Source organism: Brevundimonas sp. FV1ye4L (assembly GCF_058681255.1).
The window spans coordinates 409,856-434,193 of the sequence record NZ_CM178734.1 but is presented as its reverse complement, the minus strand read 5'-3'; the positions used below and the strand labels follow the sequence as shown (position 1 = coordinate 434,193).

The 24,338-nt window shown below is 66.0% G+C and carries 16 protein-coding genes and 3 tRNA genes; 10 read left to right on the top strand and 9 right to left on the bottom strand.

Annotated features, from left to right (window positions below; translation table 11 throughout):
- Window positions 1-8: 8 nt before the first annotated feature.
- Window positions 9-1,880: an ATP-binding protein gene (locus ACW17X_RS02075; protein WP_492099417.1), complete on the top strand. Its 1,872-nt coding sequence runs from the start codon at window positions 9-11 to the stop codon at window positions 1,878-1,880.
- Here ACW17X_RS02075 and ACW17X_RS02070 read toward each other — a convergent pair.
- Window positions 1,814-4,429: a TonB-dependent receptor domain-containing protein gene (locus ACW17X_RS02070; protein WP_492099415.1), complete on the bottom strand. Its 2,616-nt coding sequence runs from the start codon at window positions 4,427-4,429 to the stop codon at window positions 1,814-1,816. The genes ACW17X_RS02075 and ACW17X_RS02070 overlap by 67 nt on opposite strands.
- Window positions 4,430-4,620: 191 nt before the next feature.
- On the opposite strand from ACW17X_RS02070, the gene ACW17X_RS02065 reads away from it, so the two are divergent.
- A complete protein-coding gene (locus tag ACW17X_RS02065; RefSeq protein ID WP_492099413.1) occupies window positions 4,621-5,724 on the top strand; it encodes an ABC transporter ATP-binding protein in 1,104 nt (367 codons plus the stop codon).
- Here the strand turns inward: ACW17X_RS02065 and ACW17X_RS02060 are convergent.
- On the bottom strand, window positions 5,721-6,077 hold the full coding sequence (locus ACW17X_RS02060) for a phage holin family protein (protein ID WP_492099411.1): 357 nt from the start codon (window positions 6,075-6,077) through the stop codon (window positions 5,721-5,723). The genes ACW17X_RS02065 and ACW17X_RS02060 overlap by 4 nt on opposite strands.
- 115 nt (window positions 6,078-6,192) lie before the next feature.
- Between ACW17X_RS02060 and ACW17X_RS02055 the strand changes: the two genes are divergently transcribed.
- From ACW17X_RS02055 to ACW17X_RS02035, 5 genes are all read left to right on the top strand, one after another.
- Complete coding sequence (locus ACW17X_RS02055; RefSeq protein ID WP_492099409.1) at window positions 6,193-6,630, top strand: HIT family protein; 438 nt, start codon at window positions 6,193-6,195, stop codon at window positions 6,628-6,630.
- Between the two features lie 68 nt (window positions 6,631-6,698).
- Window positions 6,699-6,774, top strand: a tRNA-Thr gene (locus ACW17X_RS02050).
- 340 nt (window positions 6,775-7,114) lie between these two features.
- The gene (gene galA, locus ACW17X_RS02045) at window positions 7,115-9,616 is read left to right on the top strand and encodes a beta-galactosidase GalA (RefSeq protein ID WP_492100426.1); all 2,502 of its coding nucleotides are present in this window, start codon (window positions 7,115-7,117) and stop codon (window positions 9,614-9,616) included.
- Between the two features lie 28 nt (window positions 9,617-9,644).
- A complete protein-coding gene (locus ACW17X_RS02040; RefSeq protein WP_492099407.1) occupies window positions 9,645-12,269 on the top strand; it encodes a TonB-dependent receptor in 2,625 nt (874 codons plus the stop codon).
- Between the two features lie 34 nt (window positions 12,270-12,303).
- Entirely contained in the window at window positions 12,304-13,716 is a 1,413-nt protein-coding gene (locus tag ACW17X_RS02035) for a glycoside hydrolase family 53 protein (RefSeq protein ID WP_492099405.1), read from the top strand.
- A gap of 280 nt (window positions 13,717-13,996) precedes the next feature.
- Here ACW17X_RS02035 and ACW17X_RS02030 read toward each other — a convergent pair whose 3' ends face one another.
- From ACW17X_RS02030 to ACW17X_RS02010, 5 genes are all read right to left on the bottom strand, one after another.
- A complete protein-coding gene (locus ACW17X_RS02030; RefSeq protein WP_492099403.1) occupies window positions 13,997-15,331 on the bottom strand; it encodes a purple acid phosphatase family protein in 1,335 nt (444 codons plus the stop codon).
- Between the two features lie 32 nt (window positions 15,332-15,363).
- A complete protein-coding gene (locus ACW17X_RS02025) occupies window positions 15,364-18,513 on the bottom strand; it encodes a TonB-dependent receptor (protein WP_492099401.1) in 3,150 nt (1,049 codons plus the stop codon).
- A gap of 97 nt (window positions 18,514-18,610) precedes the next feature.
- On the bottom strand, window positions 18,611-19,585 hold the full coding sequence (locus tag ACW17X_RS02020) for a FecR family protein (RefSeq protein WP_492099399.1): 975 nt from the start codon (window positions 19,583-19,585) through the stop codon (window positions 18,611-18,613).
- Complete coding sequence (locus ACW17X_RS02015; protein ID WP_492099397.1) at window positions 19,575-20,081, bottom strand: RNA polymerase sigma factor; 507 nt, start codon at window positions 20,079-20,081, stop codon at window positions 19,575-19,577. The genes ACW17X_RS02020 and ACW17X_RS02015 overlap by 11 nt, the downstream gene beginning before the upstream one ends.
- Before the next feature lie 247 nt (window positions 20,082-20,328).
- A tRNA-Gln gene (locus ACW17X_RS02010) sits at window positions 20,329-20,402 on the bottom strand.
- Window positions 20,403-20,613: 211 nt separating this feature from the next.
- On the opposite strand from ACW17X_RS02010, the gene ACW17X_RS02005 reads away from it, so the two are divergent.
- A tRNA-Pro gene (locus tag ACW17X_RS02005) sits at window positions 20,614-20,690 on the top strand.
- A gap of 118 nt (window positions 20,691-20,808) precedes the next feature.
- On the opposite strand, the gene ilvC is transcribed toward ACW17X_RS02005, so the two are convergent.
- On the bottom strand, window positions 20,809-21,843 hold the full coding sequence (ilvC, locus tag ACW17X_RS02000; protein WP_492099394.1) for a ketol-acid reductoisomerase: 1,035 nt from the start codon (window positions 21,841-21,843) through the stop codon (window positions 20,809-20,811).
- Between ilvC and ACW17X_RS01995 the strand changes: the two genes are divergently transcribed.
- Window positions 21,842-22,384: a DUF924 family protein gene (locus tag ACW17X_RS01995; protein ID WP_492099392.1), complete on the top strand. Its 543-nt coding sequence runs from the start codon at window positions 21,842-21,844 to the stop codon at window positions 22,382-22,384. The genes ilvC and ACW17X_RS01995 overlap by 2 nt on opposite strands.
- 757 nt (window positions 22,385-23,141) lie before the next feature.
- Window positions 23,142-23,435 (top strand): hypothetical protein, encoded by a 294-nt coding sequence (locus tag ACW17X_RS01990; protein ID WP_492099390.1) that lies wholly within the window; start codon window positions 23,142-23,144, stop codon window positions 23,433-23,435.
- Here ACW17X_RS01990 and ACW17X_RS01985 read toward each other — a convergent pair.
- Window positions 23,419-24,219, bottom strand: coding sequence for a class I SAM-dependent methyltransferase (locus tag ACW17X_RS01985; protein WP_492087217.1), 801 nt, complete (start codon window positions 24,217-24,219; stop codon window positions 23,419-23,421). The genes ACW17X_RS01990 and ACW17X_RS01985 overlap by 17 nt on opposite strands.
- Window positions 24,220-24,338 lie beyond the last annotated feature (119 nt).

Here is a 24,338-nt window from a genome sequence, read left to right as displayed (position 1 = left end):
GTTCCCAAATGACGATCTCCGTCCCGACGGCTCGCCTTCGGGCCTTGATCCAGACACGGGCGGCGCGCTCCGCCCTGACCATGCTGGCGACGATGACGGCGATGGTCGCGGTCATGTTGCTGGTGGTCTGGGCCAATCTATCCACGCTCAACTCAGCCGATCAGTCCGTCAGGCACACGGCGATGGTGGAACGCGCAGCGGCCAATCTGTTGACGGCGGCTCTTGATCAGGAAACGGGCGTCAGAGGCTATGTCGAGAGCGGCGGCGATGGAAATTTCCTGGCTCCCTACATCCAGGGCCAGCAGAAATTTTCTGACGAGCTCCAGATCTTGTCCCGGCTGACGTTCGGCAATCCCTCCCAGAAGGCTCAGCTCGACGGCGTGCGGACGGCGATGGAAACCTGGCGAACGGTCTACGCCGAACCTCGCCTGTCGAGCTTGAGCGACAAGGGCGCCGACCCCATCCTGGCGATCGAGGGACAAGCCGCGATGGACGAGCTTCGCCGCCGGCTGGAAGCCCTTCGTGCGCAAGAGGCCGCCATGACGCTCGAACGCGAGGGCGCGCGCAATCTCGCCTATGCGACCGCGCGTGTCACTATCGTCGCCGTCGGTCTGGCCGCCCTCGGCTTCGGCGCCGGCATGGGCCTTTGGGCTGTTCGCATCGCCGACCGACGTGAACGCGAGGTCCTGGCCTTCGCCAAGTCCAAGACGCGAATGCTGGCCGTGGTCAGCCACGAAATTCGTACGCCGCTGAACGGCATGCTGGGCATGTTGCAGGTCATGGCCGGCGAGCCGATGGATCCCGCCCAGAAGCAGAGGTTGGAGGTTGCTCTGGAGTCGGGCGAAACCCTGACGTCCCTTCTCAACGATCTCCTGGACGCCTCGAAGATCGAAGCCGGCAGACTGGAACTCGTGGAGGCGGACTTCGACCTGGCGCGGTTGCTGGATCGCATGAAGGCCGCGTTCGGCGAAGTCGCCCACAAAAATGGCGTCGCTTTGAGGATCGAAGTCACGCCGGACGCCGCCGGAGACTGGATCGGCGACAAGGTTCGGATAGGGCAGATCCTGGCCAATCTGATCTCCAACGCCGTCAAGTTCACCGCTCGTGGCGAGGTCCTCGTGGCCGTCTCAGTCTCGACGGCGGGTGGGCTTCGCGTGGATGTGCGCGACAGCGGCATCGGCATGGACGAGGCCGCCCTCGGAAGACTGTTCGCCCCCTATGTGCAGGCCAGCGCCGAAACCTCGCACACCCATGGAGGCACGGGCCTCGGCCTGTCCATTTCCCGGTCTCTGGCCCGGATGATGGGCGGCGATATTACCGTCGAGAGTACGCCCGGCCAGGGGTCCTGCTTCACGGTTAAGTTGCCGCTCAAGCGCGGTCGCGCCGTCGCAGTCGCTGCCGAGGCGGAGAGCGCGCCCTGCCTGGCCGGACTGCGCGTGCTGGCGGCCGACGACAATGCGGTCAACCGCAAGGTGCTGGCCGCCATCCTGCCAAACCTCGGAATGGAGGTCACGGTTGTGGAGGACGGCGACCAGGCGGTCGCCGCATGGCGCGACGGCGCCCACGACATGGTCCTTCTGGACCTTCGCATGCCGGTCTGCGACGGCTTCGAGGCTGCCCGCAGGATCCGCACGGAAGAGGCTGACGGACGCCGCACCCCGTTGATCCTGCTCTCCGGCGACGTTTCCGCCTCGGTCCGCGAACAGGGCCGAGAAGCCGGCCTGGACGGCTTCGTCGCCAAGCCGCTGGACGTTCACATGTTGATCGAGGCCATGAGCGCCGCCCTGCCCCCTGCACGCCCCTGGCGGCCTGATCAGAAGCGCTTTGTCAGCCCCAGGCTGAACACACGTCCGCGCGGATCGGCGACGACGGGATCATAGCCGAAGGCGAACTGCGCCAGGGGCGGCGCCTTGTCGGCCAGATTGACCACGCCCACAGCCAGGTCGAGATCGGGGCCGAGGGCGCGGCTATACAGAAGGTCGATCGTCGTCTGGCTGGCGATGGTCGTGTCCGTGACGCCGCTGCGGTCATTGTCATAGCCGGCAGTATAATGAACCAGCCCGGTCACCGAATGGACGCCGCCGCTCCACCCCAGGACGAACTCCCCGCGATTGCGCGGCAGGGAACGGCCGATGTTGTTCAGATTGGTCGAACCGACGCCGGACGCTTCCGCCGCGCTGTCGTTCAGGCGGATGTCGTAACGATCCACATGGGTCCAGGTCGCCGAGGCCGTCGCCTGACCGCCCCAGAGCCCATGACCATAGCGGGCCGAGACATCCACGCCTTGGGTCTCCACCGACGACGCATTGACGAAATAGAGCTGGACGAAGGTCAGGGCGCCGCTGGCCGAGCGGGTCAGGCGCGACTGGGCGTCCGTGCCCGTCAGACCCGCCGCCGTGTCGGCCGCCGCCTGGTTGATGATCGCCTGGGCCGATTCCTTGACGACCTGGTCGGTATAGTCGAACCGCCAGGCGTCCAGGCCCAACTCGAGGCCCTGAACGGGACGCCATTGCACCCCGAAAGTCAGGCTCTCGGACTTCTCGGGCTTCAGGTCCGCATCGCCCGAAGTCAGGGTGTTGACGAAGACAAAGGCGCCGCGATCCAACACCGAAGGCTGGGACGCCTGGGCCCCGGACAGCGCATAGACCGACGGCGCGCGGAAACCCTGCCCCCACGACGCCCGGAGCGCGACGGTTTCGGCGACATCCCAACGGACGGCGGCCTTCGGGCTGAACCGACTTTCCCCGTCATAAGATTCGTACCGCCCAGCCAGTTGCGCCTCGACCCGCTCCCCCAGATGGAGGCGCCCTTCGGCATAGGCGGCCAGGGTTTGCTGATCGCCGTCGAAGTCGGGCGAATAGCCCGCCGTCAGCAAATCGCCGGCGTTCACCAGGTCGCTCCAGTCATGACGGAAGGCGCTGCGCCGGTACTGGACGCCCAGGGCGACATCGACAGAGCCGCCGGACCAGGCGAACGCCTGACCGCTGGTGGAGGCGTCTGCGGTCGTCAGGCTGGCGGAACCGCGCAGACCCGTGGAGCCGATCAGACTGTCGATCAGCGCGTCGCTATTGGCCGTACCCGTCCCCAGATAGGCGCTGCCGAACGGGTTGAAATACTGGCAGGCGCCGACCCCGGACGTGCCGGTGGCGGCGTCGCAGCCCGCGCCGCCCAAGCCGTTCAGCGCGTTCTGCAATGCGCTTCCGATCACATCGGGCTTGTCATAGGCGACATGCTGACGGCTGGCGGTGGCGGCAAGGCTCCAGCTCCAGCCATTGGCGAAACCACCCTCCAGTCCCGCGGCGAGACGCCAGGTCTCATAGTCGAACTCCGCCTTCGACGCCCCGGCCTCTGCGCCCAACAGCCGCCCCCGGAACAACACGTCCTCGCCGAACGGATTGTCTGGATGGGACGCCGGCACGGTCAATGATTGCGCCAGGATCGGCAGGGACGGCGTCTGTCGCGCCACGGTCCCGGTCGATGACCAGGCCCCCTGCAGCGACAGGGTCATGTCCCCGACCGGCCGACGATAGTCGGCGAACAGCTGCGTCCGCGTCTCTTCCGGCGTCAGATCGAAAAAGTCGGAATAGTCGAGACGGCAGAACGCATCGCTCGCACTGTTGCGATAGGCGGCGTCGAAGGCGGGGTTGTCGCAGTCGGGGTCCGGCGCATAGGCGTTGGCGCTCGGCCGATAATAGGATCCGGGCTGCCCATAGCTGGTCACGGCGGTCCAGGACGCGCGGTCGTAGCCTTCGGCCTGGGTGAAGTCGCGCTCGTCGGTGCTCAGGGCCGACCTGTGGAAATGCGAGGCCGCCAGGGTCAGGTCGCCGCCCAGCAGCCCGAACCCGCCGATGGCCTGGACAACGCTCTCCTCGGACCCGTCGGCGACCGCATATTTGGCGCTGACCTCGGGCCGGGCGACATCATGACGCGTGATGAAATTGACCACGCCGGCTACGGCGTCGGAGCCATAGACGGCCGAGGCGCCGTCCTTGACCACCTCGACCCGTTGCAGGGCGATCATCGGCACAAGCGAGTTGATGTCGACGAAGGCCGAGCCGTCGGTCGCGACCACGGCGCTGGACGTCCAGCGCTGACCGTCGACCAGCACCAGGGTCGAGCCCAGGCCGAGATTGCGCAGATTAAACTGGGCCGTCCCAGAGCTCTGCGGCTGGTTCAACTGATCGACCTGGGCTTCCGAGCCCGAATTGGCGGTCACCAGTCGGACCAACTGCGAGGCGTCGGCGACGCCCGCCGCCGCGATGACGTCGCGGTCCACGGTTTCGACCGGCGCAATCCGGTCCCCGCGCGCGATCCGCGAGCCGGTGACGACGATATCGTCCACAGACGACGCGGCCTCTTGCGCCTGCACTGCGCAGACGCCGGCCAGCCATGCGGCCGAAGCCGTCGCCATCAGGATTGAACGCCGCATCACCATATCTCCCCGCGATTTGCCCGCGGGCTTCTAGCCATCGCTCGCTATTTGCGAAAGATCAATTTTGCAGTTTTGCAAATTTGCGCGCCCAACAGCTGACGATACGGGGCGCGGCAAACGAGCCGTTGATCCCGCCATGTAACCGGTTACGGTGCGCGCAAAATCAAACGGCTCAGGGAACAGGAAGCATGGCGGACGTCCGTCTGGTCGACGTGAAGAAGGCGTTCGGCGCCGTTGAGGTGCTGAAGGGCGTCGATCTTGAGATCGCCGACGGCGAGTTCGTGGTCTTCGTCGGCCCTTCGGGCTGCGGCAAGTCCACCCTGCTGCGCACCATCGCCGGCCTGGAAGAGGCGACGACGGGCCAGGTGTCCATCGGCGGCCGCGTGGTCAACGACCTGTCGCCCTCGGACCGGGGCATCGCCATGGTGTTCCAGTCCTACGCCCTCTACCCGCATATGACGGCCTACGAGAACATGGCCTTCGGGCTCAAGCTGGCCAAGACGGACAAGGTCGAGATCGACCGCCGCGTCCGCGCCGCCGCCGAGGCCCTCAGCATCACCGACTATCTGGACCGAAAGCCCAAGGCCATGTCGGGCGGGCAGCGCCAGCGGGTCGCCATCGGCCGCGCCATCGTGCGGGAACCCGAGGTCTTTCTGTTCGACGAGCCGCTGTCGAACCTGGACGCCGCCCTTCGAGTCCGAATGCGCTACGAGTTCGCACGGCTCCACGCCGAGTTGAAGACGACGATGATCTACGTCACCCACGATCAGGTCGAGGCCATGACCCTGGCCGACCGGATCGTGGTGCTGAACGGCGGCCGGATCGAACAGGTCGGCGCGCCGATGGATCTATATCAACGTCCCGCCAACCTGTTCGTCGCCGGCTTCATCGGCAGCCCCCGCATGAACATGCTTGCCGCCGAGTTGGTCGAGGGCTCGTCCACAGGCGCCACGATCCGGACGACGGCCGGCGAGACCCTGCAGGTGGCGGTCGACGCGACCTCCGCCAAGGCCGGAGACGCCGTCACCCTCGGCGTCCGCCCGGAGCATCTGACCCGGCCGACCGGCGAAACCGCCCCTGACGCCGACACCCTGACCGCCGAGGTTCTCTTCGTCGAAACCCTGGGCGCCGCGACCATGGTCCACCTCAGGCACGCGGCCTCGGACGACACACTGACGGTGCAGTTGGCGGGCGAGGTTCCGACCCGGCCGGGCGAGAACATGCGCCTTCACGTCTCCGCCGCCCAGGCCCATCTGTTCGATGCGAACGGCCGCGCCTTCACAAGGCTTTAGCCGCGCTTCTCGTCCCCGCCGATGAAGGCCCCGGCGATCCAGCTGACGACGCCGGTGACGATGGCCGCGCCGATCCCGGCCCACAGTCCGTCGACGGCGAAGCCGCCCAGGAAGACGGCGGTCAGGCCGATCATCGCGGCGTTCACCACCAGCAGGAACAGGCCCAGGGTGATGACCGTGATCGGGAAGGTCAGCACGACCATGATGGGCCGGACCACGGCGTTGATCAGTCCCAGAATAATGGCCGCCGCGACCAACGAACCCGTATTGGTGAAATCGACGCCCGGCACGACCTGGGCTGAAAGCCAAAGACCGATCATGGTGACGGCGGCTTGAATGATGAAACGGATCATGAGGTCCTCGACAGCTTGTGAAGCGTCACCATAACGCCGGATATCCAGGAAGGCTCCCCCTCGCCGTCCCACGCTGCTAACCAGTGCGCCGATCAAGATCAGACGGAGACCAGCCATGAGCCTTCACGGCGCCTACGACCCCGACAATATCTTTGCCAAGATCCTGCGCGGCGAGATTCCCTCGGTGAAGGTATGGGAAGACGATCACGTCCTGGCCTTCATGGACGTCTTCCCCCAGTCGGAGGGCCATGTCCTGGTCATCGCCAAACAGTCGCAAGCTCGGACCCTGCTGGAGATCGAGCCTGAGGTTCTTGCCCGTGTGACCGCCGCCCTGCAACGCACGGCCAAGGCCGTCGAGAAGGCTCTGAAACCCGACGGGATCTCGGTCATGCAGTTCAACGGCGACGCGGGCGGTCAGACCGTCTTCCACCTGCACTTCCACATCATTCCCCGCTGGGCCGATCGTCCGATGAAGGGACATGGGCACGCGCCGATGGCCGAGGCGGCCGTCTTGCAGCCCCTGGCCCAAAAGATCGCGGCGGCGCTGGACTGAATTCCCGCCGGCGGCATCTTGCACCCGCTACGATCCATCCGCATAAGGCCTGCTGTCTCAAGGACGGCGCCGGTTTAGCTCAGTTGGTAGAGCGCCAGTTTTGTAAACTGGATGTCGCGGGTTCGATTCCTGCAACCGGCACCACGTCCCCGCCCAGCTTGGCGACGCAGCGACCGATTACGTCCAAGGACCGGCGCTCTCCGCACAAGGCGCCGGCCGCCAAGCCGAGCCAAGCGACCTCCGACAATATGTTGGCGTGCCTCTGTGGGCACATTCCGACGCGCCGCTAAGCCCGCAAGGGTTTAGGGCCCATGCCCCTATGCAGGAACAGGCCTGCTCCACACCGCTGCCGCAGCGACTTCATATCGCATATGAAAATTATTTCATTGACAGAACGGGGCGACGACCGCTTTCTTGACCTCAAGAGGCCGCCAACAGGCCCGAGTGCTCAGGGAGACGCGCATTGCAGCGCAAGGGTTCAGATCTGACGGTTGATCGCCGTGTCGTGTTGCAGGGCGCAGGCGGCTTGACGCTCGCCTCGACCGCTTTGGCTGGGCCAGCAGTCGCGGACTCGGCGACGCCTGCTTCAAACTTGTCGCCCCGTCAGAACGTAAGACTGGCGTTCGACTGGAAGTTCGCGCTCGGTCACGCCTCAGATATGGCAAAGGATTTCGGCTTTGGCCGCGATCAGCGCACCTATGCCAAGACCGGCGGCTCGGAGACCTCGCCGATCGCGACGGCGGCGATGGCCGGCTTCGATGATTCCGGCTGGACCCCGGTCCAAATCCCCCACGACTGGGCCATCGATCTGCCTTTCGATCCGGGCCCCGGCGGCTTCGGTCCCGACCAGGACGACCCTCGGGCGGCCCACGGCTATCGCGCCTTGGGACGCGATCATCCTGAGAACAGCGTCGGCTGGTATCGACGGCCTCTCGACATTCCTGCGGATTGGGCTGGACGGCGGCTGAGCCTGGAGTTCGACGGCGCCTTCCGTCAGGTCGTGGTCTTCCTGAACGGCATCATCGTCGACGAACACGCCGGCGGCTACGTCCCCTTCACTGTCGATATCACCGACGTCGCTCGGCCGGGCGAAACCAATTGGCTGGTCGTTCGCGTAGACGCCAGCCTCGGCGAAGGCTGGTTCTATGAAGGCGCGGGCCTGTACCGCCATGTTCATCTGACGGCCACGGCCCCCATCCACCTTCCGCCGCACGGCGTCTTCATCCAGGCCGCCCCGCGCGGCGCGGGCGCGACCGCCAAGATCAGCATCAACGTTCGTAACCAGTCCGACGCCGCCCCCGAAGCCCGAATTCGCACCTTCGTCCTGGCCCCGAACGGTCTTGAGATGGCCCGCCATGAGACCGGGCTAACCATCACCTCCTGGGGCGACGGCAAGGTCGAGCATGATCTGGCCTGGAACACCGCTCCCCTGTGGTCGCCGTCCGATCCGCAACTGCACCGCCTCGTGGTCGAGGTCGAGGTCGGAGGTCGGATCACAGATCGCACCGAGACCGCGTTCGGCGTCCGCTCGGTGGTGTTCGACGCCAAGCGCGGCTTCCTGCTCAACGGCCAGCCGTTGAAGCTTCTCGGCGCCTGCTGCCACCAGGACCACGCCGGCGTCGGCGCGGCCATCCCGGATCGGCTCCAGGATTGGCGCATCGAGCAGTTGAAGGCCATGGGCTGCAACGCCTATCGCGCCTCGCACAATCCGGCCACGCCGGAACTGATGGACGCCTGCGACCGCCTGGGCATGCTGGTCATCGCCGAGACGCGGCGCATGTCCTCCGACGAAGAGTCGATGACGGAACTGGCCACCCTGGTTCGGCGCGACCGCAACCGCCCCTCGGTCATCGCCTGGTCGATCGGCAATGAAGAACAGGCGATCCAGGGCAATCAGACCGGCGCCGCCATCGCCCGCACCATGAAGCGGCTGGTCAACCGGCTGGATCCGTCCCGTCCTGTCACCGCCGCCAAGGACCAGGACTTCGACACCGGCGTGTCGCGCGTCGTCGACGTGCTGGGCTTCAACTATCGCACCCCCCAGATGGAGGGCTATCACGCCCGCTTCCCGGATCAGCCCATCCTCGGCAGCGAGACGGGCAGCACCGTCTCGACCCGGGGCGAATATGTGCTGGACGCGGCCCGCCACATCGTCCCGGCCTATGACCGCGAACACCCCTGGTGGGCCTCGACCGCCGAGGAATGGTGGACCATTGCGGCGGAGCGGCCCTATATCGCCGGCGGCTTCATCTGGACCGGCTTCGACTATCGCGGCGAACCGACGCCCTACAGCCGTTGGCCCAGCGTCGGCTCCTACTTCGGCGCCATGGACTCCTGCGGCTTCCCGAAGGACAATTATTGGTACTACCGCGCCTGGTGGCGGCCTGAGCCGCTGCTGCACCTGTTCCCGCACTGGAATTGGGAAGGGCGCGAAGGCGAGGAGATCGAGGTCTGGGTCCATTCCAACCTGGATCGCGTCGAACTGTTCGTGAACGGCCGTTCGGTCGGAGCGAAGACCGTCGAGCGCAATCGTCACCTGGCCTGGTCCGTGCCCTATGCGCCGGGCGTGCTGGAGGCGCGCGGGTACAAGAACGGCCGGCTGGTCTCGACCCAGCGTCGCGAGACCGCCGGCGCCCCGGCGACTCTGCGTCTGTCCGTTGATCGTCAACGATTGACTGCCGACGGCGAGGACGTGGCCATGATCGCCGCCAGCGTCGTGGACGCCCGCGGCCGACCCTGTCCGCGCGCCAGCGACCTTGTCGTCTTCGAAGTCGCGGGCGACGCCCGGGTCATCGGCGTCGGCAACGGCGATCCGGTGAGCCACGAGGCGGACCGAAGCGACCGCAGACATCTGTTCAACGGACTGGCCCAGGCCATCGTCCAGACGGGCCGCAAAGGCGGCCCCATCACCGTCACGGCGCGGGCGGAGGGGCTGCGCCCCGCCGTGCTTCGTCTCGACGCCCGCACCACCAAACAATCGACCTGAAAATCAGGCGAGCACAGGGGGAGTTCTAATGACCGCCAATCGCAAGACCATCGCCGCCGCCAGCGTATCGCTGGCCGCCCTTCTCACTGCCGCGCCCGTCTGGGCCCAGGAGGCGCCGGCCGCCGAGCCTACGGAGGCCGCACAGGTCGATGAGGTCGTCGTCACCGGCATCCGCGCCTCGCTGCGCGATGCGATCGGCGTCAAGCGCCGCTCGGACTTGGTGGTCGAGGCCATCTCCTCCGAGGACATCGGCCAACTGCCGAACGTGACCATCGCCGAAGAACTGGTCCGTCTGCCCGGCGTCAACGGCACGCGTGACCGCGGCAACCAGAGCCAGGCCTCGATCCGAGGCCTCGGCCCGCGTCTGGTGCTGGGCCTCGTCAACGGCCGCGAAGTCGCCTCGTCGGAGCCGGACCGCAACGTCCGCTGGGAAATCTACCCCTCGGAGGTCGTCTCGGGCGTCGAGGTCTACAAGTCCCAGTCCGCCGATCTGATCTCGGGCGGCATCGCCGGCACCATCAACATCCGCACCATCCGCCCACTGGACTATCGCGGCCCCAGCTTCGTCGGCACGGCCGGCGCGGTCTATTACGAGGGCGGCGAGGACCTGCCCGACTATGATCCGCTGGGCTCCCGCTTCAGCGCCAGCCTGACCCATCGGCTGACCGACACCCTGGGCGTCAACCTCGGCGTGACCCACCAGGAGCAGAAGAACGGCTATTCGACCTTCGAGGGATGGGGCTGGAACGACGAAGATACGGGCGGTTCGCCCGGCGACATCGACGGCGACGGCGATCTGGACGCGACCTTCTGGGGCGCCCAGGCTCAGGTCAAGCGCCTGACCGAGACCCGCAACGGCGTCAACGGCGCTCTGCAGTGGAAGCCGTCCGACCAGTTCGAACTGAACATGGACGCCCTCTATTCGAAGGTCGAGATCGACGAGGACCAGAACCAGATCTGGTTTGGCAGGAACAACGCCTACGCGAACTTTGACGGCGCCTCCGGCTGGGCCTACGGCGATCCCGCCGCCGCCTACACCATCATCGACGGCACAGTGGTTGCCGCCACCCTGCCCTTCGCGTCGGTCACCAACGTCATCGCCAAATACGTCGAGGACAAGACGCTGCTGGCCACCGGCCTGAACGGCAAGTGGATGTCGGGCGCCTGGACCCTGACCGGCGACGTCGCCTATTCGAAGGCCGAGCGCGAGAACCTGTGGCGCGCGATCTTCACCGAACACTATCCGGCGCTCGCCGGCGTCGACATGACGCCGGGCCAGACGCCGTCGGCCTTCGCCAGCTATGATACGTCAGACCCCAGCTTCCAGCCGCTGTTTGACTATGTTCCCGGCCAGGCGGACGGCGGCAAGCTGACGGACGAGCTGACGTCGGCCCAGTTCGACGTCGCCCACTACGGCGGCGAGACGGGCGTCACCAAGACCTCCTTCGGCGTCCGCGCCTCTGACCGGTCCAAGGCCTACGAAAGACTGCTGTGGACCCAGGCGCCGATCGTCGCCACCCTTCCCTCGTCGCTGCTCAGCAGCTTCACCGTCTCCGACTTCGACACCCCGGGCTTCCTGAACGGCGATTTCGACGCTGTGGCCCAGGCGGCCTACGGCGGCTTCGTCCAGCCCGCAGACGCCGTGGACGAGGCCTCGGGATGGTCCGTCGATGAAACGGTGTTCGAGGCCTATGTGAAGGTCGACTTCGCCGGCGACTTCGCGGGCCTGCCCGTCACTGGCAACGTCGGCATGCGTGCGGTTCAGACCGAGACCACCAGCAACGGCTATGAATCCGTCAACAGCGGCGCCCTGACGCCGATCTCGATCGACAATGACTATTTCCAACTGCTGCCCAGCCTGAACCTGACCTTCGCCCTGGCCGAGGAGCAGCAACTGCGGTTCGGCCTGGCCCGCACCATGGCGCGTCCGCCTCTGGATGAACTGCGCGCCGGCCGCACCCTGTACAACACCAGCCCGCCCCCGTCGGGCACGGCCGGCAACCCGAACCTGAACCCCTACATCGCCAACCAGGTCGACCTGTCCTACGAGTGGTATTTCGCGCCGGAAGCCCTGTTCGCGGCCGCGGCCTACTACAAGGATGTCGAGACCCACATCGGCTACTTCACCCAGCCGGTTACGATCGACGGCGTGACCTACAATGTCACCGGTCCGTTCAACGGCGACGGCGGCGGCATCAGCGGCATCGAGCTGACCTTCCAGACGCCGTTCCGCTTTATCCCGGCGCTCGAGAACTTCGGCGTCTACGCCAACTTCGCCTACGTCGATTCCGACGTGAAGGAGTTCTCGCCGGCCAACAACCCGCTGGAGTCGACCGGCCTGGCCCGCGAGACGGCGACGGTCGACCTCTGGTACTCCGACGGCAAGTTCGAGAGCCGCCTGGGCTACAAGTACCACAGCCCCTTCACCGTCATCAGCGGCTGGGACGGCTCCGCCCTGCGCACGCTGGACAGCGAATCCACCCTGGACTTCAGCGCCTCCTATCAGGTGACGTCGAACCTGGGCGTGCGCTTCCAGGCCAGCAACCTGACCGATGAAGAGGTCAACACCTACTACGACAACGACGAGAACCGTCTGGCCAGCAACACCCGCTTCGGTCGCCGGTTCAGCCTCGACGCCACCTTCCGCTACTGACCCCGCGTCGCACCTCAAGCCTACGGAATCGCCCATGAAGATCCGCCGCATCCTCCTTCCCGCCTTCGCCGCCCTGATGGCCTTGCCCGCGCAAGCCCAGCAGGCGGGACAGCCGGCGCCCTTCTATTTCGGCGCCGACCTGTCCTATGTGAACGAGATGGAGGACTGCGGCGCGATCTATCGCAAGGACGGTCAGGCCCGCGATCCCTATGGCCTGTTCGCCGAAATGGGGACCAATCTGGTGCGGGTCCGGATCTGGAACGACGCCGAATGGACCAACTACAGCGACCTGGACGACGTGCGCGAAACCATCCGCCGTGCCCGTGCCGCGGGCATGGAGGTGCTGCTCGACTTCCACTATTCGGACGACTGGGCCGACGGGGACAAGCAGATCGTGCCCAAGGCCTGGCGGTCGATGCGGGATGACACGCCGGCTCTGGCCCAGACCCTTTATGACTACACTTTCCAGACCCTTCGGGCCCTCGACGCCGAAGGCCTGATGCCGGACCAGGTTCAGGTCGGCAACGAGACCAATCCCGAAATGATGGGCGAGCTCGACTGGAAGACCGCCCGCCCTGGCATCAACTGGGAACGCAACGCCGCCCTGTTCAACGCCGGCATCAAGGCCGTGCGTGACGCCGGCGCTCAATCCAGCATCCAGCCCCTGGTCATGCTGCACATCGCCCAGCCCGAGAACGTGGAACCCTGGTTCGCCGACGCCTGGAAGCACGGCGTCACCGACTTCGACCTGATCGGCGTCAGCTATTATCGCAAATGGTCGACCCAGGGTCTGGATGGACTGGAGCAGACGATCACTCGCCTGCGTCACCGCTATCCGGCTGAGGTGGTGGTGGTCGAGACCGCCTATCCCTTCACGACAGATTCGGCCGATAACTCTCCGAATCTATTGGGCGAGGACTCGCTCCTCCCCGGCTATCCGGCCACCTATGAGGGCCAGCGCCAGTACATGCACGACCTGACCCAGAGGGTGAAGTTCGCGGGCGGCGTCGGCGTGGTCTATTGGGAGCCGGCCTGGGTCTCGACCCCCTGCTCCACCCGCTGGGGCCAGGGCTCGAACTGGGAGAACGCGACCTATTTCGACTGGCGGCGCGGCAACGAGCCGACCCCGGCGGCCTATTTCGCCAAGGAGACCTATCAGGAGCCCGCGCCGGTCGAGATCACCATCCGGCGCCCGCAAGGCGCGACGGGGCCTCTGTGGCTCTGGGGCGACTTCCTGGGGGCCAATGACATGATCGTCAGACTGTCGCCCGACGCGACGGATCCGACCCTGTACCGCTACACGACGACGATCCGGCCCGAGTCGACCGTCCGCTTCCAGGTCTATGACCAGCGTCCCTTCACCAAGGGCCTGATCCAGTCCGGCGATCTGATCGAGGCCAAGGTCGGCGGCGAGGGTCTGGACGCGTCTTACGCTATAGGCCGATAGGGCGGCGACGCGCGGGCGGCCTCGGCTGTCCGCAGACCTATTTTTCGCTGCGTCTTCGCAAAACCCTTGCGTCGAACCACGCCTTTGGTTTCGACCAAACCATCGCATCCCGAGCCTGACCCGGAATTTCCGACGACGAAACCAACACGTGTCGGCGGGTTCATATGGGCAACGACGGCAGGACTGCTTCCTGCCGTCGCCCGAGGTTCGAACGCTACGCCCACGCCTTATCCAGGACGGTCGCCGCGAGCGCCGCCTTATGCTGAAGGAGGAAGCGCCCCTAGTGCGCCTGGCTGTCGCGGGTGAGCGTTTCCACCCTGCCCACGCCGTCCTCCCCTTTCGTCAGTCGGAAAGCGTCCAGTTCTCGGCCAGTCGCGGTGAAGGCCCGATAGACCACCGCCTCCTGCGACACGTCCAGGGTCTGGAACGTCTGCGTCCGCTCCGCCATCCGATCGGCCCAGGTCAGGTTCGCCACAGGGTACATCTTCGGACCGGCGACCGAGACAACATAGGTCGAGCCGTGGTCCGACCGGCGCCCCGGCCCGACGTTGCTCATGGCGCCCTCGCCTATGGCGCCGCGGGCGTAGCCGTGGTCATGGGCCTGAAGCACCAGGTCGACGCCATATTTGTCGATCAGCGGCTTCAGCGCGTCGCGAACCCGGCTGTTGTCGCGGTCGGGATCGATCGAGAACAGCGGGAAGTGCAGGAACAGCACCGTCCAGCGGTTCGGATTATCGGCCAGAATCTGGTCCAGCCATCGCACCATTTCGGCCCGCATGGCCTCGTCGCCGTGGAACAGCGGGGCGTCGATCGAGATCAGGCGCAGACCCTGATAATCGACGGTCCAGGCGGTTTCCTTCAGCCGCTCGACGCCCGCCGGTCCGGTCTCCGGCAGGGTGAACTGCCGGCGCCATTGGGGGTTCAGGATCGGGCCACGACCGTATTCGTGATTGCCCGGCGTCGGCATCTGCGGCGTCTGGGCGTACAGGAAGCCGCCCGAGGCGAACCATTCGCCCCATTCATTGTCGCTGTCGTGCCGGTTGATCAGATCGCCGGCGTGGATGACGAAGGCGGCGTCGCCCGCCTTGCGGAACCCCATCCTGAGCGTGCGCGACGCCTCGCTGAGGATATTGTTCTGCATGTCCCCGAAATACAGGAAGGTGAAGGGCTCGGGCGTCGCAGCCGCCGTCTTGAACTGCAGCCATTCCGACCAGGCCCCGCCCGAACCGACCCGATAGACATAGACGGTCGCCGGTTTCAGCCCCGTCATCACGGCCGAATGATAGGCGGCCCGGAAGTCCGTCGCCTCACGCACGGCCAGGACGGCGTCGTCGGTGGTTGCGGCCACACGAACGGCCGAGGCGATGAAGTCCGGCCCGTCCTGGGCCTCGGCGAACTCCACCTGCCCGTCCAGGCCCGGCGCGGTGCGCCAGGTGACGGCCATCTCATGCGCCGGATCGGCGGTCAGGTTCAGAATGATCCGCTCCGGCTGGACCGTCGCCGGCGCTATCGGGCGTTCGGACGCCTGGACCGGCGCCGGTTCGGGGCGATCCGGACGCTGCGTCTGGGCCATGGCGAGAGAAGCGCTCAGGGCCGCAACGGCGGCCCCGAGCATGAGGGATCGAGCAAACTTCATTTTGGTCACCCTCAGAAGACGTAGGTCAGGCCGAGCGAGATCGACCGCCCGTTCTTGATATAGGCCCGGCTGGAGGCCGTGCTCGAACCGGCCGTGTACCAGTAGGTGTGGTTGTCGAAGAGGTTCTGCACCTGCAGCGAGGCGGTGGCGCCGCCCCACAGTTTGCGCCGCACGTTCAGGTCCACGAACTCATAGTCCTGTTCGTAGGGATTATTGCCGAAGTCCTGAATTCCCTCCAGGAATTCCGACTGATAGCTGTAGGCGGCATAAGCTTCCCATCCGCTGTACTGCCAGAACAGTTGCACATTGGCGATGGCCTCGGGCGTCTCCATCAGCGGCAGGGTGTAGCCCGCCGGGTGCCAGGAGATTCCAGTCTCGGCTTCCGAGCGCTGCAGCGTCACGTTCACGCTGGCGCCCAGGCCCGACAGGGCGCCCGGCAACCAGTAGAAGATCTGCTGCGCGCTCATCTCGACGCCGTAAACCTCGGCCCATTTGCCGTTGTTGGGCATGGAGATGGTGACGCCATCCGGCCCGATGTTCGCCCCCGCCGTACCGTCGCGGATGTTGCTGGAGGCCGAACGGAACAGGAAGTTCTCGATATCCTTGTAGAACAGGCCCAGCGAATAGGCGCCGGTGTCGCCGTTGTAGCGCTCGATCGACAGATCGTAGTTGATCGCCTTCATCGGCTTCAGATCCGGGTTGCCCTGTTCGATGCCGATCAGCACCCAGTCCGAGGTGGGATTTTCCTCGCCATCGCCATCCGGATCGATGTCGTAGCTGTACTCCCGCGCCGAGGTCATTCGGGCGATGTCGGGACGGGCGAAACTGGTCCAGATCGCCGCCCGCACCTTAGTGCTGCGGTTCAGCGCATAGTTCAGATGGATCGACGGCAGGACGTTGACGAAGTCGCTCTTGTCCGTAGTGAACCGCTCGCCCTGAACCTCGTCCAGCACATAGGCCGAGATGTCGTTGCGCGTGCTCTCAACCCGCAGGCCGCCGATGATCTGGGCGTCGCCGAAGCGGGCCGTCGCCATCAGATAGCCGGCGAGAATGTCTTCCTTGAACTCGAAACTGTCCTCGTTGCTGAGTTCGGCGCTGGAGGGGTCGGTGGCGAAGCCTTCGAAGAAGCTGCTGTCGCCGTTCATCGCCCGGCTCAGCTCCGCCAACACGGCCTGATTGTCCAGCACCACGCCCAGGCGATAGAGGCCCGTGTATTCGCCGTCGAACAGGTTCGTGACCTCCTTGCCGTAGAAGGCCGAGAAGTCCGCCAGGGTCCCCTCCGCGTCCAGATCAAGGAACTCGCCGCTATAGGTCGCGCGTTTGGAGGAATAGAATTTCGCCCCGCCCTTAACCGACTCCAGCCAGGGCGAAACGGGCCGCCATTCGGCGTTGAACTGGCCCTGCCACAGATCCTCTTCCGCCCCGCCGACCTCGCCGGACAGGCCGGCGTAGTTGTATTGGTTCGGGTCCTGCACCGCCGCCATGCCGGCGTCGTTCAGCACCCATTTGGGGAAGCGGCTGTCGCCGAAGTTGACGATATCGACGCCCTCGTTGCCCAGCCAGCCGTATTTGTCGCTGCGGAACTCCATCTCGTAGCTGTCGTCGATATTGTCTTCGGACTTGGCGTAGGACAGATCGTAATCCACCTTCACATCGCCGTAGCGGCTGACGCCGCCCAGGTTCAGCGACATCAGCGAGCCGGTCTCGCGCGAGCCTTCCCAGAAGCGACGCAGGCGGAAGCCCTGCGGATCCCAGGTCCCCGAGGCGCCGTTCAGCGTGTAGTAGGACTTGGTCGATCGGTCCGCATCGGTGATGACGCCGTCGCCGTCCCGGTCGACGATCTGGGCGGTGGTATAGGAATAGATATTGCCCTTGGCGCCTGAACCTATGATGGCGTCGTCCGGGTTGACCAAGCCCGTGGCGGTCTTGTCCACCTGGGTCAGTCGCGTCGAGTTTTTTGACGTGTCGTTGCGGAAGTTCAGACGGTTGTCGAACTCGTCCTGGGTGTATTCATTGAACTGGCCGCGAAAGTGGAAGTCGTGGTTATCGCCGCGATAGTCGAGACTGGCGTTCAGCCCCTTGCGCTCGACCTCGGTCTCGCCGAACGCCAGGTTCATGCCGCGCAGAACGAAAGTACTGGTATCCCAGCCCAGGCTCTCGCTGTCTTCGTACCAGACCGGAGGCTGGTTATCGCCATCGACGCCGTTCTGTTCGAACTGGGACTTGCGTCGCGACCAGCTGGCGGTGACGAACACGCCCCAGTGGTCGTTGAACTGGCGGCCGAAGGAGCCTGAGACTTCGCCCGAGGTCTTGTCGTCGAACTTGTCTAGAAACCCGGCCGAGGCGGACAGGACGCCGTAGGTCGGCTTATGGTCGAAGGCCGTGGGGGTGCGGATGTCGATGGAGCCGCCCAGGGCGTCGCCGTCGCGGTCCGGCGTCAGGCTCTTGACCACGGTGATGGAGTCGATGCCTTCGGGCGGCAGAAAGCTGAGCCGCACGCCGCGATAAAAGCTGTCGTCGGGCGAGCCTGTGCCGCCGATGCGGACGCCGTTCATGGTGTAGTTGTTCAGCTCGGTCGACAGACCCCGGATGGTGATCCGGTCGCCCTCGCCCGTGGTGTGGTTGCGCACGGCGTTGACGCCAGGCAGGCGCGACAGGGACTCGGCCACATTGTTAGCCGGCAGGTCGCCCATGTCGTCGGCGCTGATGACGTCAGAGATGAAGTCGGCGTCGCGCTTGGCGTCCAGCGAGCGCCGCATGCCGGCGGCGTAGCCGACCACCAGGACCTCCTCCAACACCGTCGCATCCGGGCTGGGCGTCAAGGCCTCGGCCGACTGACGCACCAGGGTCAGAACGCCGCGCACCTCGCGCGCCTCAACCCCGGACCCCGCAATCATCCGACGGAGCGCCTCTCGGGGCGTCATCGAGCCGGAAACGGCCTGAGCCCGCAGCCCGCGCGTCAGTTCAGGGTCGAAGACAATCTGCAGGCCGGTCTGACGTGACAAGGTCTGGATCGCGCGCCCCAGGTCCTGCGCCGGGATATTGAAAGTGGCGCGCGCCTCGGCGCTGCTGGCGGCCTGCCAGGCCTGGGCCGGGGCGGCGGCGGATGTCAGGACGGCGACGGCGGCCGCCGCAAGGAGGCCAGTCTTGTAAATACGCATATGGTAGATCCCCCGCGGCCGAACCTGGCCGCTATTGGGGAAGACGACCGACTTCGCAGTCCTGACACCCGTCGTGAAAACTTGCTCTATCCGTCACCTAAGCTTCAGACAGCAGATAGTGACCGGTGTCTTTTCGGATCAGTCTGAGCCCATGAAGCCGGGCGATCGCGGCCAAGGCGTTCTCGGGATTTTCGTAAGAGAAGCGGCCGCTGACGAGCGCGCGGCCAAGTTGCGGATCAGAGAGCGAGACCTCCACCCCCGTGGTCCGTTTCAGATCGTCGATCACGCTGATCAGGGTCGTCTCGTCCAGTTCCAGCCAGCCCTTGGTCCAGGATGGAAGGTCCGTCTCGGCCTCGGCTTGTCGCAGACGAGCGCGTTGCACACCGGCCTTCAGCACCCGAACACGCTCTCCGGCTCGGATTCTCACGACGTCCCCCTTGTTCGGCGCCACATCGACGGCGCCTTCGAACACCACGACCTCGACCATCGGGCCGTCGGGGGTCTCGAGCGTGTCCACGTTGAACCGCGTGCCGACTGCGGTGATCCGCACCCCTTCGGCTTCCACCGTGAACGGGCGTGCGGCGTCATGGGCGACTTCGAAGAAGCCTTCGCCGTCCAGTCGTAGTCGCCGTTCCGTGTCGCCCAGCAGAACACGCACCTGGCTTGCGCCATTCAGCCGAACCGCCGACCCATCCGCCAGGGCCACAGCTTGCGGAGCACCGCGGCGACCCACGATCAGATCTCCCCGAAGGGAGGAGGTTGCGCCGAACAGAGCCGCGCAGGCGACACAGGCGGCCAGCCCCGCCGGCCCCCAGACCTTCACCCAGACCGGCGTAGAGGCGAACAGGCCCGGCTTCACCGTGCTGTGAGCCGCTCGCCGCGCCGCCCACAGGACGGCCGGATCGGCGATCAGGGCCTCGTGCTGCTGCAGCAGCCGCTGTCGATCCGGCCGTCCCGCCAGCCAGGCGTCCAGAGCGGACTGCCTTGCTGGGGTCCAGCCGCCCCCCTGTTTTTCATCCGCCCAAAGGGCCGCCGCCCGGTCGTCGCGAGCGTCAAAGGAATCAATCGACATGACGCCCCTCCGCCGTCTTGCGAAGCGTCTGAGCGGCGCGACTATAGTGTTTCTGCACCGCCTCGACCGACATGTTCAATTCGCCGGCGATATGTTCATAGGATTCCTCGCCGGCGCGGCGTCTCACGAACACTTCGCGGCGCACGGCGGGCATAGCGTCCAGGGCTTTCTGACACAGGCGCAGCCTTTCGCTCATGTCCAGCGCTTCCAAGGGGGACGCGGCGTCGTCGGCTTGATGGTCCGCGTCGCCAAAATCGTCAAAGGGCGTGGAGTCCGACCGGCGCGCGCGATCGATCAGAATATTGCGGGCGGCCCGCATCGCATAGGACAGCGGATCGGTGATCAGCGCCACGCGCGCCCGGGAAAGAACACGCAGAATGGCCTCCTGCGCGACATCTTCCGCATCAGCGCTCGACGCCAGTCTCCGTCGGACATAGGCGAGAAGCACACGATTGTGCGTCACAAGCGCCTGCCCCACCTCGTGCTCGTGACTCAACTGGCAGCCCCTTACCGAAGGGGCGGATATAGAAGCGGCCCGTAACGGAAACTCGACGAGTTGATGTCGTTTTTACTTCAGGCGGGCAGATCGGGATCAGCGCGCGGGAGATCGAAGCGCGCTATTCCGCCGAGGGGGCCCGCCATCGAGGTCGATGTAGTCGTCCACGGACGCCATGTGATCCAAGGTGGTCTTGGGGCTCTGGACCAGACTGGGGCTCAAAAGCGCTCAAATCCAGTGAGGGCGGTGGCTGGGGAACTAGGACTCGAACCTAGAATGACGGTACCAAAAACCGGAGTGTTACCATTACACCATTCCCCAGCAGGTCCGGCGACCGCTGCGCTCTCGCGCGGCGGAGGCGGTCAGATAGGCCAAACCGTTTTCGGATGCAACACCCTCTTTCAGGACTATTTTCGCCCCGTGCAAAGCCCCGTGCAAAGAAGGTCGAAATGGGTGCTTGCGGGGTCTGAAACCCATGGCTATAAGCCGCGTCCTCACTTCGGGGCGACGCCGCCAGGCCAGCCCCCACGGTCGGAGTGTGGCTCAGCCTGGTAGAGCACTGCGTTCGGGACGCAGGGGTCGGAGGTTCGAATCCTCTCACTCCGACCATCTTCTCTTTTTGCAAAATCCAATAATCGTCACCCTCGGGCTCGCCCCGAGGGCCGGGCCGTCCGCCGCATTGCCTCAATGAGGTCGCTCAGCCCGATGATAACGAAGCCCACGCGCCTCAGTCGTCGTTCGCCGCCGTCTCGCGCGCCAGACGCGCCACCTCGTTCAGATGCGCCCCCACCGCCTCGATCGGCCGCCGCCCCAGGGCCCCGCGCCGCGCCAGCAGGTCGGGCGAGCCGGCGTCGTAATCCGCCATCAGGGCCCGCACGAACCCCCCGCCCTGCACCTCGGCCAGCACCTGGTCCATCGCCGCGCGCGAGGCGGCGTTGATGATGCGCGGCCCGGTCAGATAGGCGCCGTATTCCGCCGTATTGGAGATCTTGGCGAAGGCGCCGGCTATGCCGCGCTCGTACATCAGGTCGGTGACCAGCTTGGCCTCGTAGAAACACTCGAACCAGGCCACCTCGGGCGGATAGCCGGCCTCGACCAGTTTCATGAAGGCCGAATCGATCAGTTCGGCGATCCCGCCGCACAGCACCACCTGTTCCCCGAACAGATCGCTCTCGCACTCGTCCCTCATCGTCGTCTCGAGGATGCCCTTGCGTCCGCAGCCCAGGGCGGCCGCATAGGACAGGCCCAGGGCGTGGGCGCCGCCCGTGGCGTCCTGATGCACCCCGAACAGACAGAAGACCCCCTCCCCGGCCTCGTACAGGTCGCGGATACGCGGCCCGATCCCCTTGGGCGAGGCCAGGATGACGTCCAGGTCGGCGCGCGGCTCCACCAGCCCGAACCGCACCGACAGGCCGTGGGCGAAGACCAGGGCCGCCCCAGGCCGCACGTTCGGCGCCAGTTCGTCGCGCCACAGGTCACGGTGCGCCTCGTCCGAGGTCATGACGGCGACGACATCCGCCCCCGCCGCCGCTTCGCCCGCGGTCATCACGGCGAATCCGTCGGCCTGGGCGCGTTCCCGCGTCTTCGACCCGGCCTTCAGGCCCACGACGATGTCGGTCACGCCCGAATCGCGCAGGTTCAGCGCATGGGTTCGCCCCTGGCTGCCGTAGCCGATCATGGCCACGCGCTTGCCGCGAAGGATCGAAAGGTCGCAGTCGCGGTCATGGAAGACGGGCAACGGATTGGCTAGGATCTGGCTCATGACCGCCTTCATAGCCCCATCCGACGTCGTCGCCTTCTGGAAAGAGGCTGGTCCCGACAAGTGGTTCGCCAAGGACGAGGCGTTCGACGCCGAATTTCGCGCGCGGGGCCATGATCTGCACCTGTCCGCCGCCCGCCGCGAATGCGACGACTGGATCGAGACCCCCGAGACCGCCCTCGCCCTGCTGATCCTGCTGGACCAGTACCCGCGCAACAGCTTCCGCGGCACGGCGCATCAGTTCGCTACCGACCCCCTGGCGCTGATGTTCGCGAACCAGGCCGTGGCGCGCGACCTCCATCTTCAGGTCGCCCCCGAGCTGAAGAACTTCCTCCTCCTCCCCTTCGAACATTCCGAACGGCTCGAGGATCAGGACCGCTACATGGCCCTGATCGCCGGCGACGCCGAGCTCGAGAAATGGGGCCGCCTCCACCGCGACATCATCCTCCGCTTCGGCCGCTTCCCCCACCGCAACTCCGCCCTGGGCCGCACGACCACGCCCGAGGAACAGGCCTTCCTCGACGAAGGCGGCTTCGGCGGCTGACTTCTCACCTCCCCACGCGCCTTCGCGCGCGGAGAGGTGACGCTGCCCTCCCTCTTTCGTCATTCCGGCCGAAGCGCAGCGGAGACCCGGAACCCAGTGGCGCGCGAGAGCGCGAAGTTGTCGCGGACTCAGCCTCCAGAAGCGGTGCGGCGGATAGATTTCGCCTTCGGCGCCGCTGGGTTCCGGGTCTGCGGGCCAAGCGGCCCTCCGCCCGGAATGACGAAAGTGATGATCGACAACCTAGGCCAACGCCCACAATGACGCTGGTCTGAATCGAACGATTTCAATGGCCTAAAAGAATCTCACCCCGACTTCCGCGCCATACCAGCAATCGCGCGTAACCTCCTCCCATCCCCGCCGATGGGGAGGGCGTCGGATCCAGCGCCCTGACGGCGGCGGGGCTGTGGTCGAGCGATGAAGCCGGCGGGAAGGAGACCGCCGGGGTCCTTAGGGGCGGCGATGGATGCCGTCTCCTGCTCGCCGCACGCCTAGGAAAGCGGACCGCTGTCGATTTTCAATCGGCATGTCCGCCCCGGCGAAGCCGTCGCAAGGCGGCCCGCCGATCCGGCAAGGCTCGAAGAATAGGGCCGCCAGCCGGAGCGCGTGTGGAAAACGGCCGCTCGGGACGACGCCTGCGCCGAAACGGTAAAAACAATTCCACCCCGGGCGCAGTCCCGGCGTCCCGACCCCTCCCCGAACTTCGCTGGTCCGCCGCGAAGACAGAGCCAATTCACCCGAGCCCCGGAAGGAGCCTCCGATGCGCCCTCGCCGTCCGTCCAGCGCCCGCCATGACGACGCCTTCGTCTATACGCTTCAGCGACATCGGCTGGAGCTGATCGCCTCGGGCGAGGCCGAACCCCTGACGGAGCGCGAACGCCTGTTCCTGCGGCAGGTCAAGGCCCGTCGCCGTCCGGCCTATGCCGACTATATCGTCCCCGGTCCGCTTCTCCGGGCCGAGACCGGCGCCCTCAGACGGGCGCGGGAGGCGCGGGAGGCGAGCGCCCGCTCGACCGACGATCCCGAACCTGAAGACCTCAGCCCGGCTTTCTGAAGCGATAGACGAATTGGTCGGTCTTGCCGCGAATGGCTGCGTCGAAGACGTTCAGGCTGTGGTCGTCGGCCGGATTGGCCACGGCCGCGCTTTCGCCCTCGAAGACAAAACCCGCCGCCTCGACCTCGCGCTTCAGATAGTCACCCTCGATCCGGTGCAGGGTCTGGACAGCCGAGATCCCGGTCCCCGCCGCCGCCTGGTGGTCGATCAGGATATAGCGGCCGCCGGGCTTCAGCGCCGCGAACACGGCGGCGTTCATCCGGGCCACGTCGGTGTTGAAACCGGGAATGTGGAAGTCGTGATATTCCTGGCTCATGAAGACCATGTCCAACGGCTGGTCATAGGTCATGGCGTCCAGCAGGCCGTTGACCCGCGTCACGTTCGGATAGGCGGCGACCAGGGCGTCGGCCAGCGGGTTCTCCCGCGTCATGGTCCGCTCGGGGACGAAGGCGTAGACTCGACCGTTCGGCCCGACCACGTCCGAGAACAGGCGGGTGAAATAGCCGGCGCCGGGGCGCACATCGGCCACCTTGTCGCCGGGCGCCAATTGAGCGAAGGCCAGGATCTCGGCCGGATGACGCAGCGGATCGCGCGCCACCTCCTCCGCCGGACGCTTCGGATCGGCGACCGCATCCGTATAGAGCGAGACATAGGCGGGCGCGGACGGGGCTGCGCCGTCCACGACCACCGTCCGCTCGCCGCCGTCGGAGGCGATGATCAGACATCCGGACAGCCCCGCCGCCAGGGCCAGAACCGCCGCGCTCGCCGCCAAACGTCTCATCATCGCCGTCTCCCTGGATTTGATGCGCCAGATTTTGATGGGATAGGCTCGCATTTCGTCGACGCGCGCAAGCCGGTATCACGTTCGAAACGATCCGAAGCTTCACGCGATTTGCGCCCCGG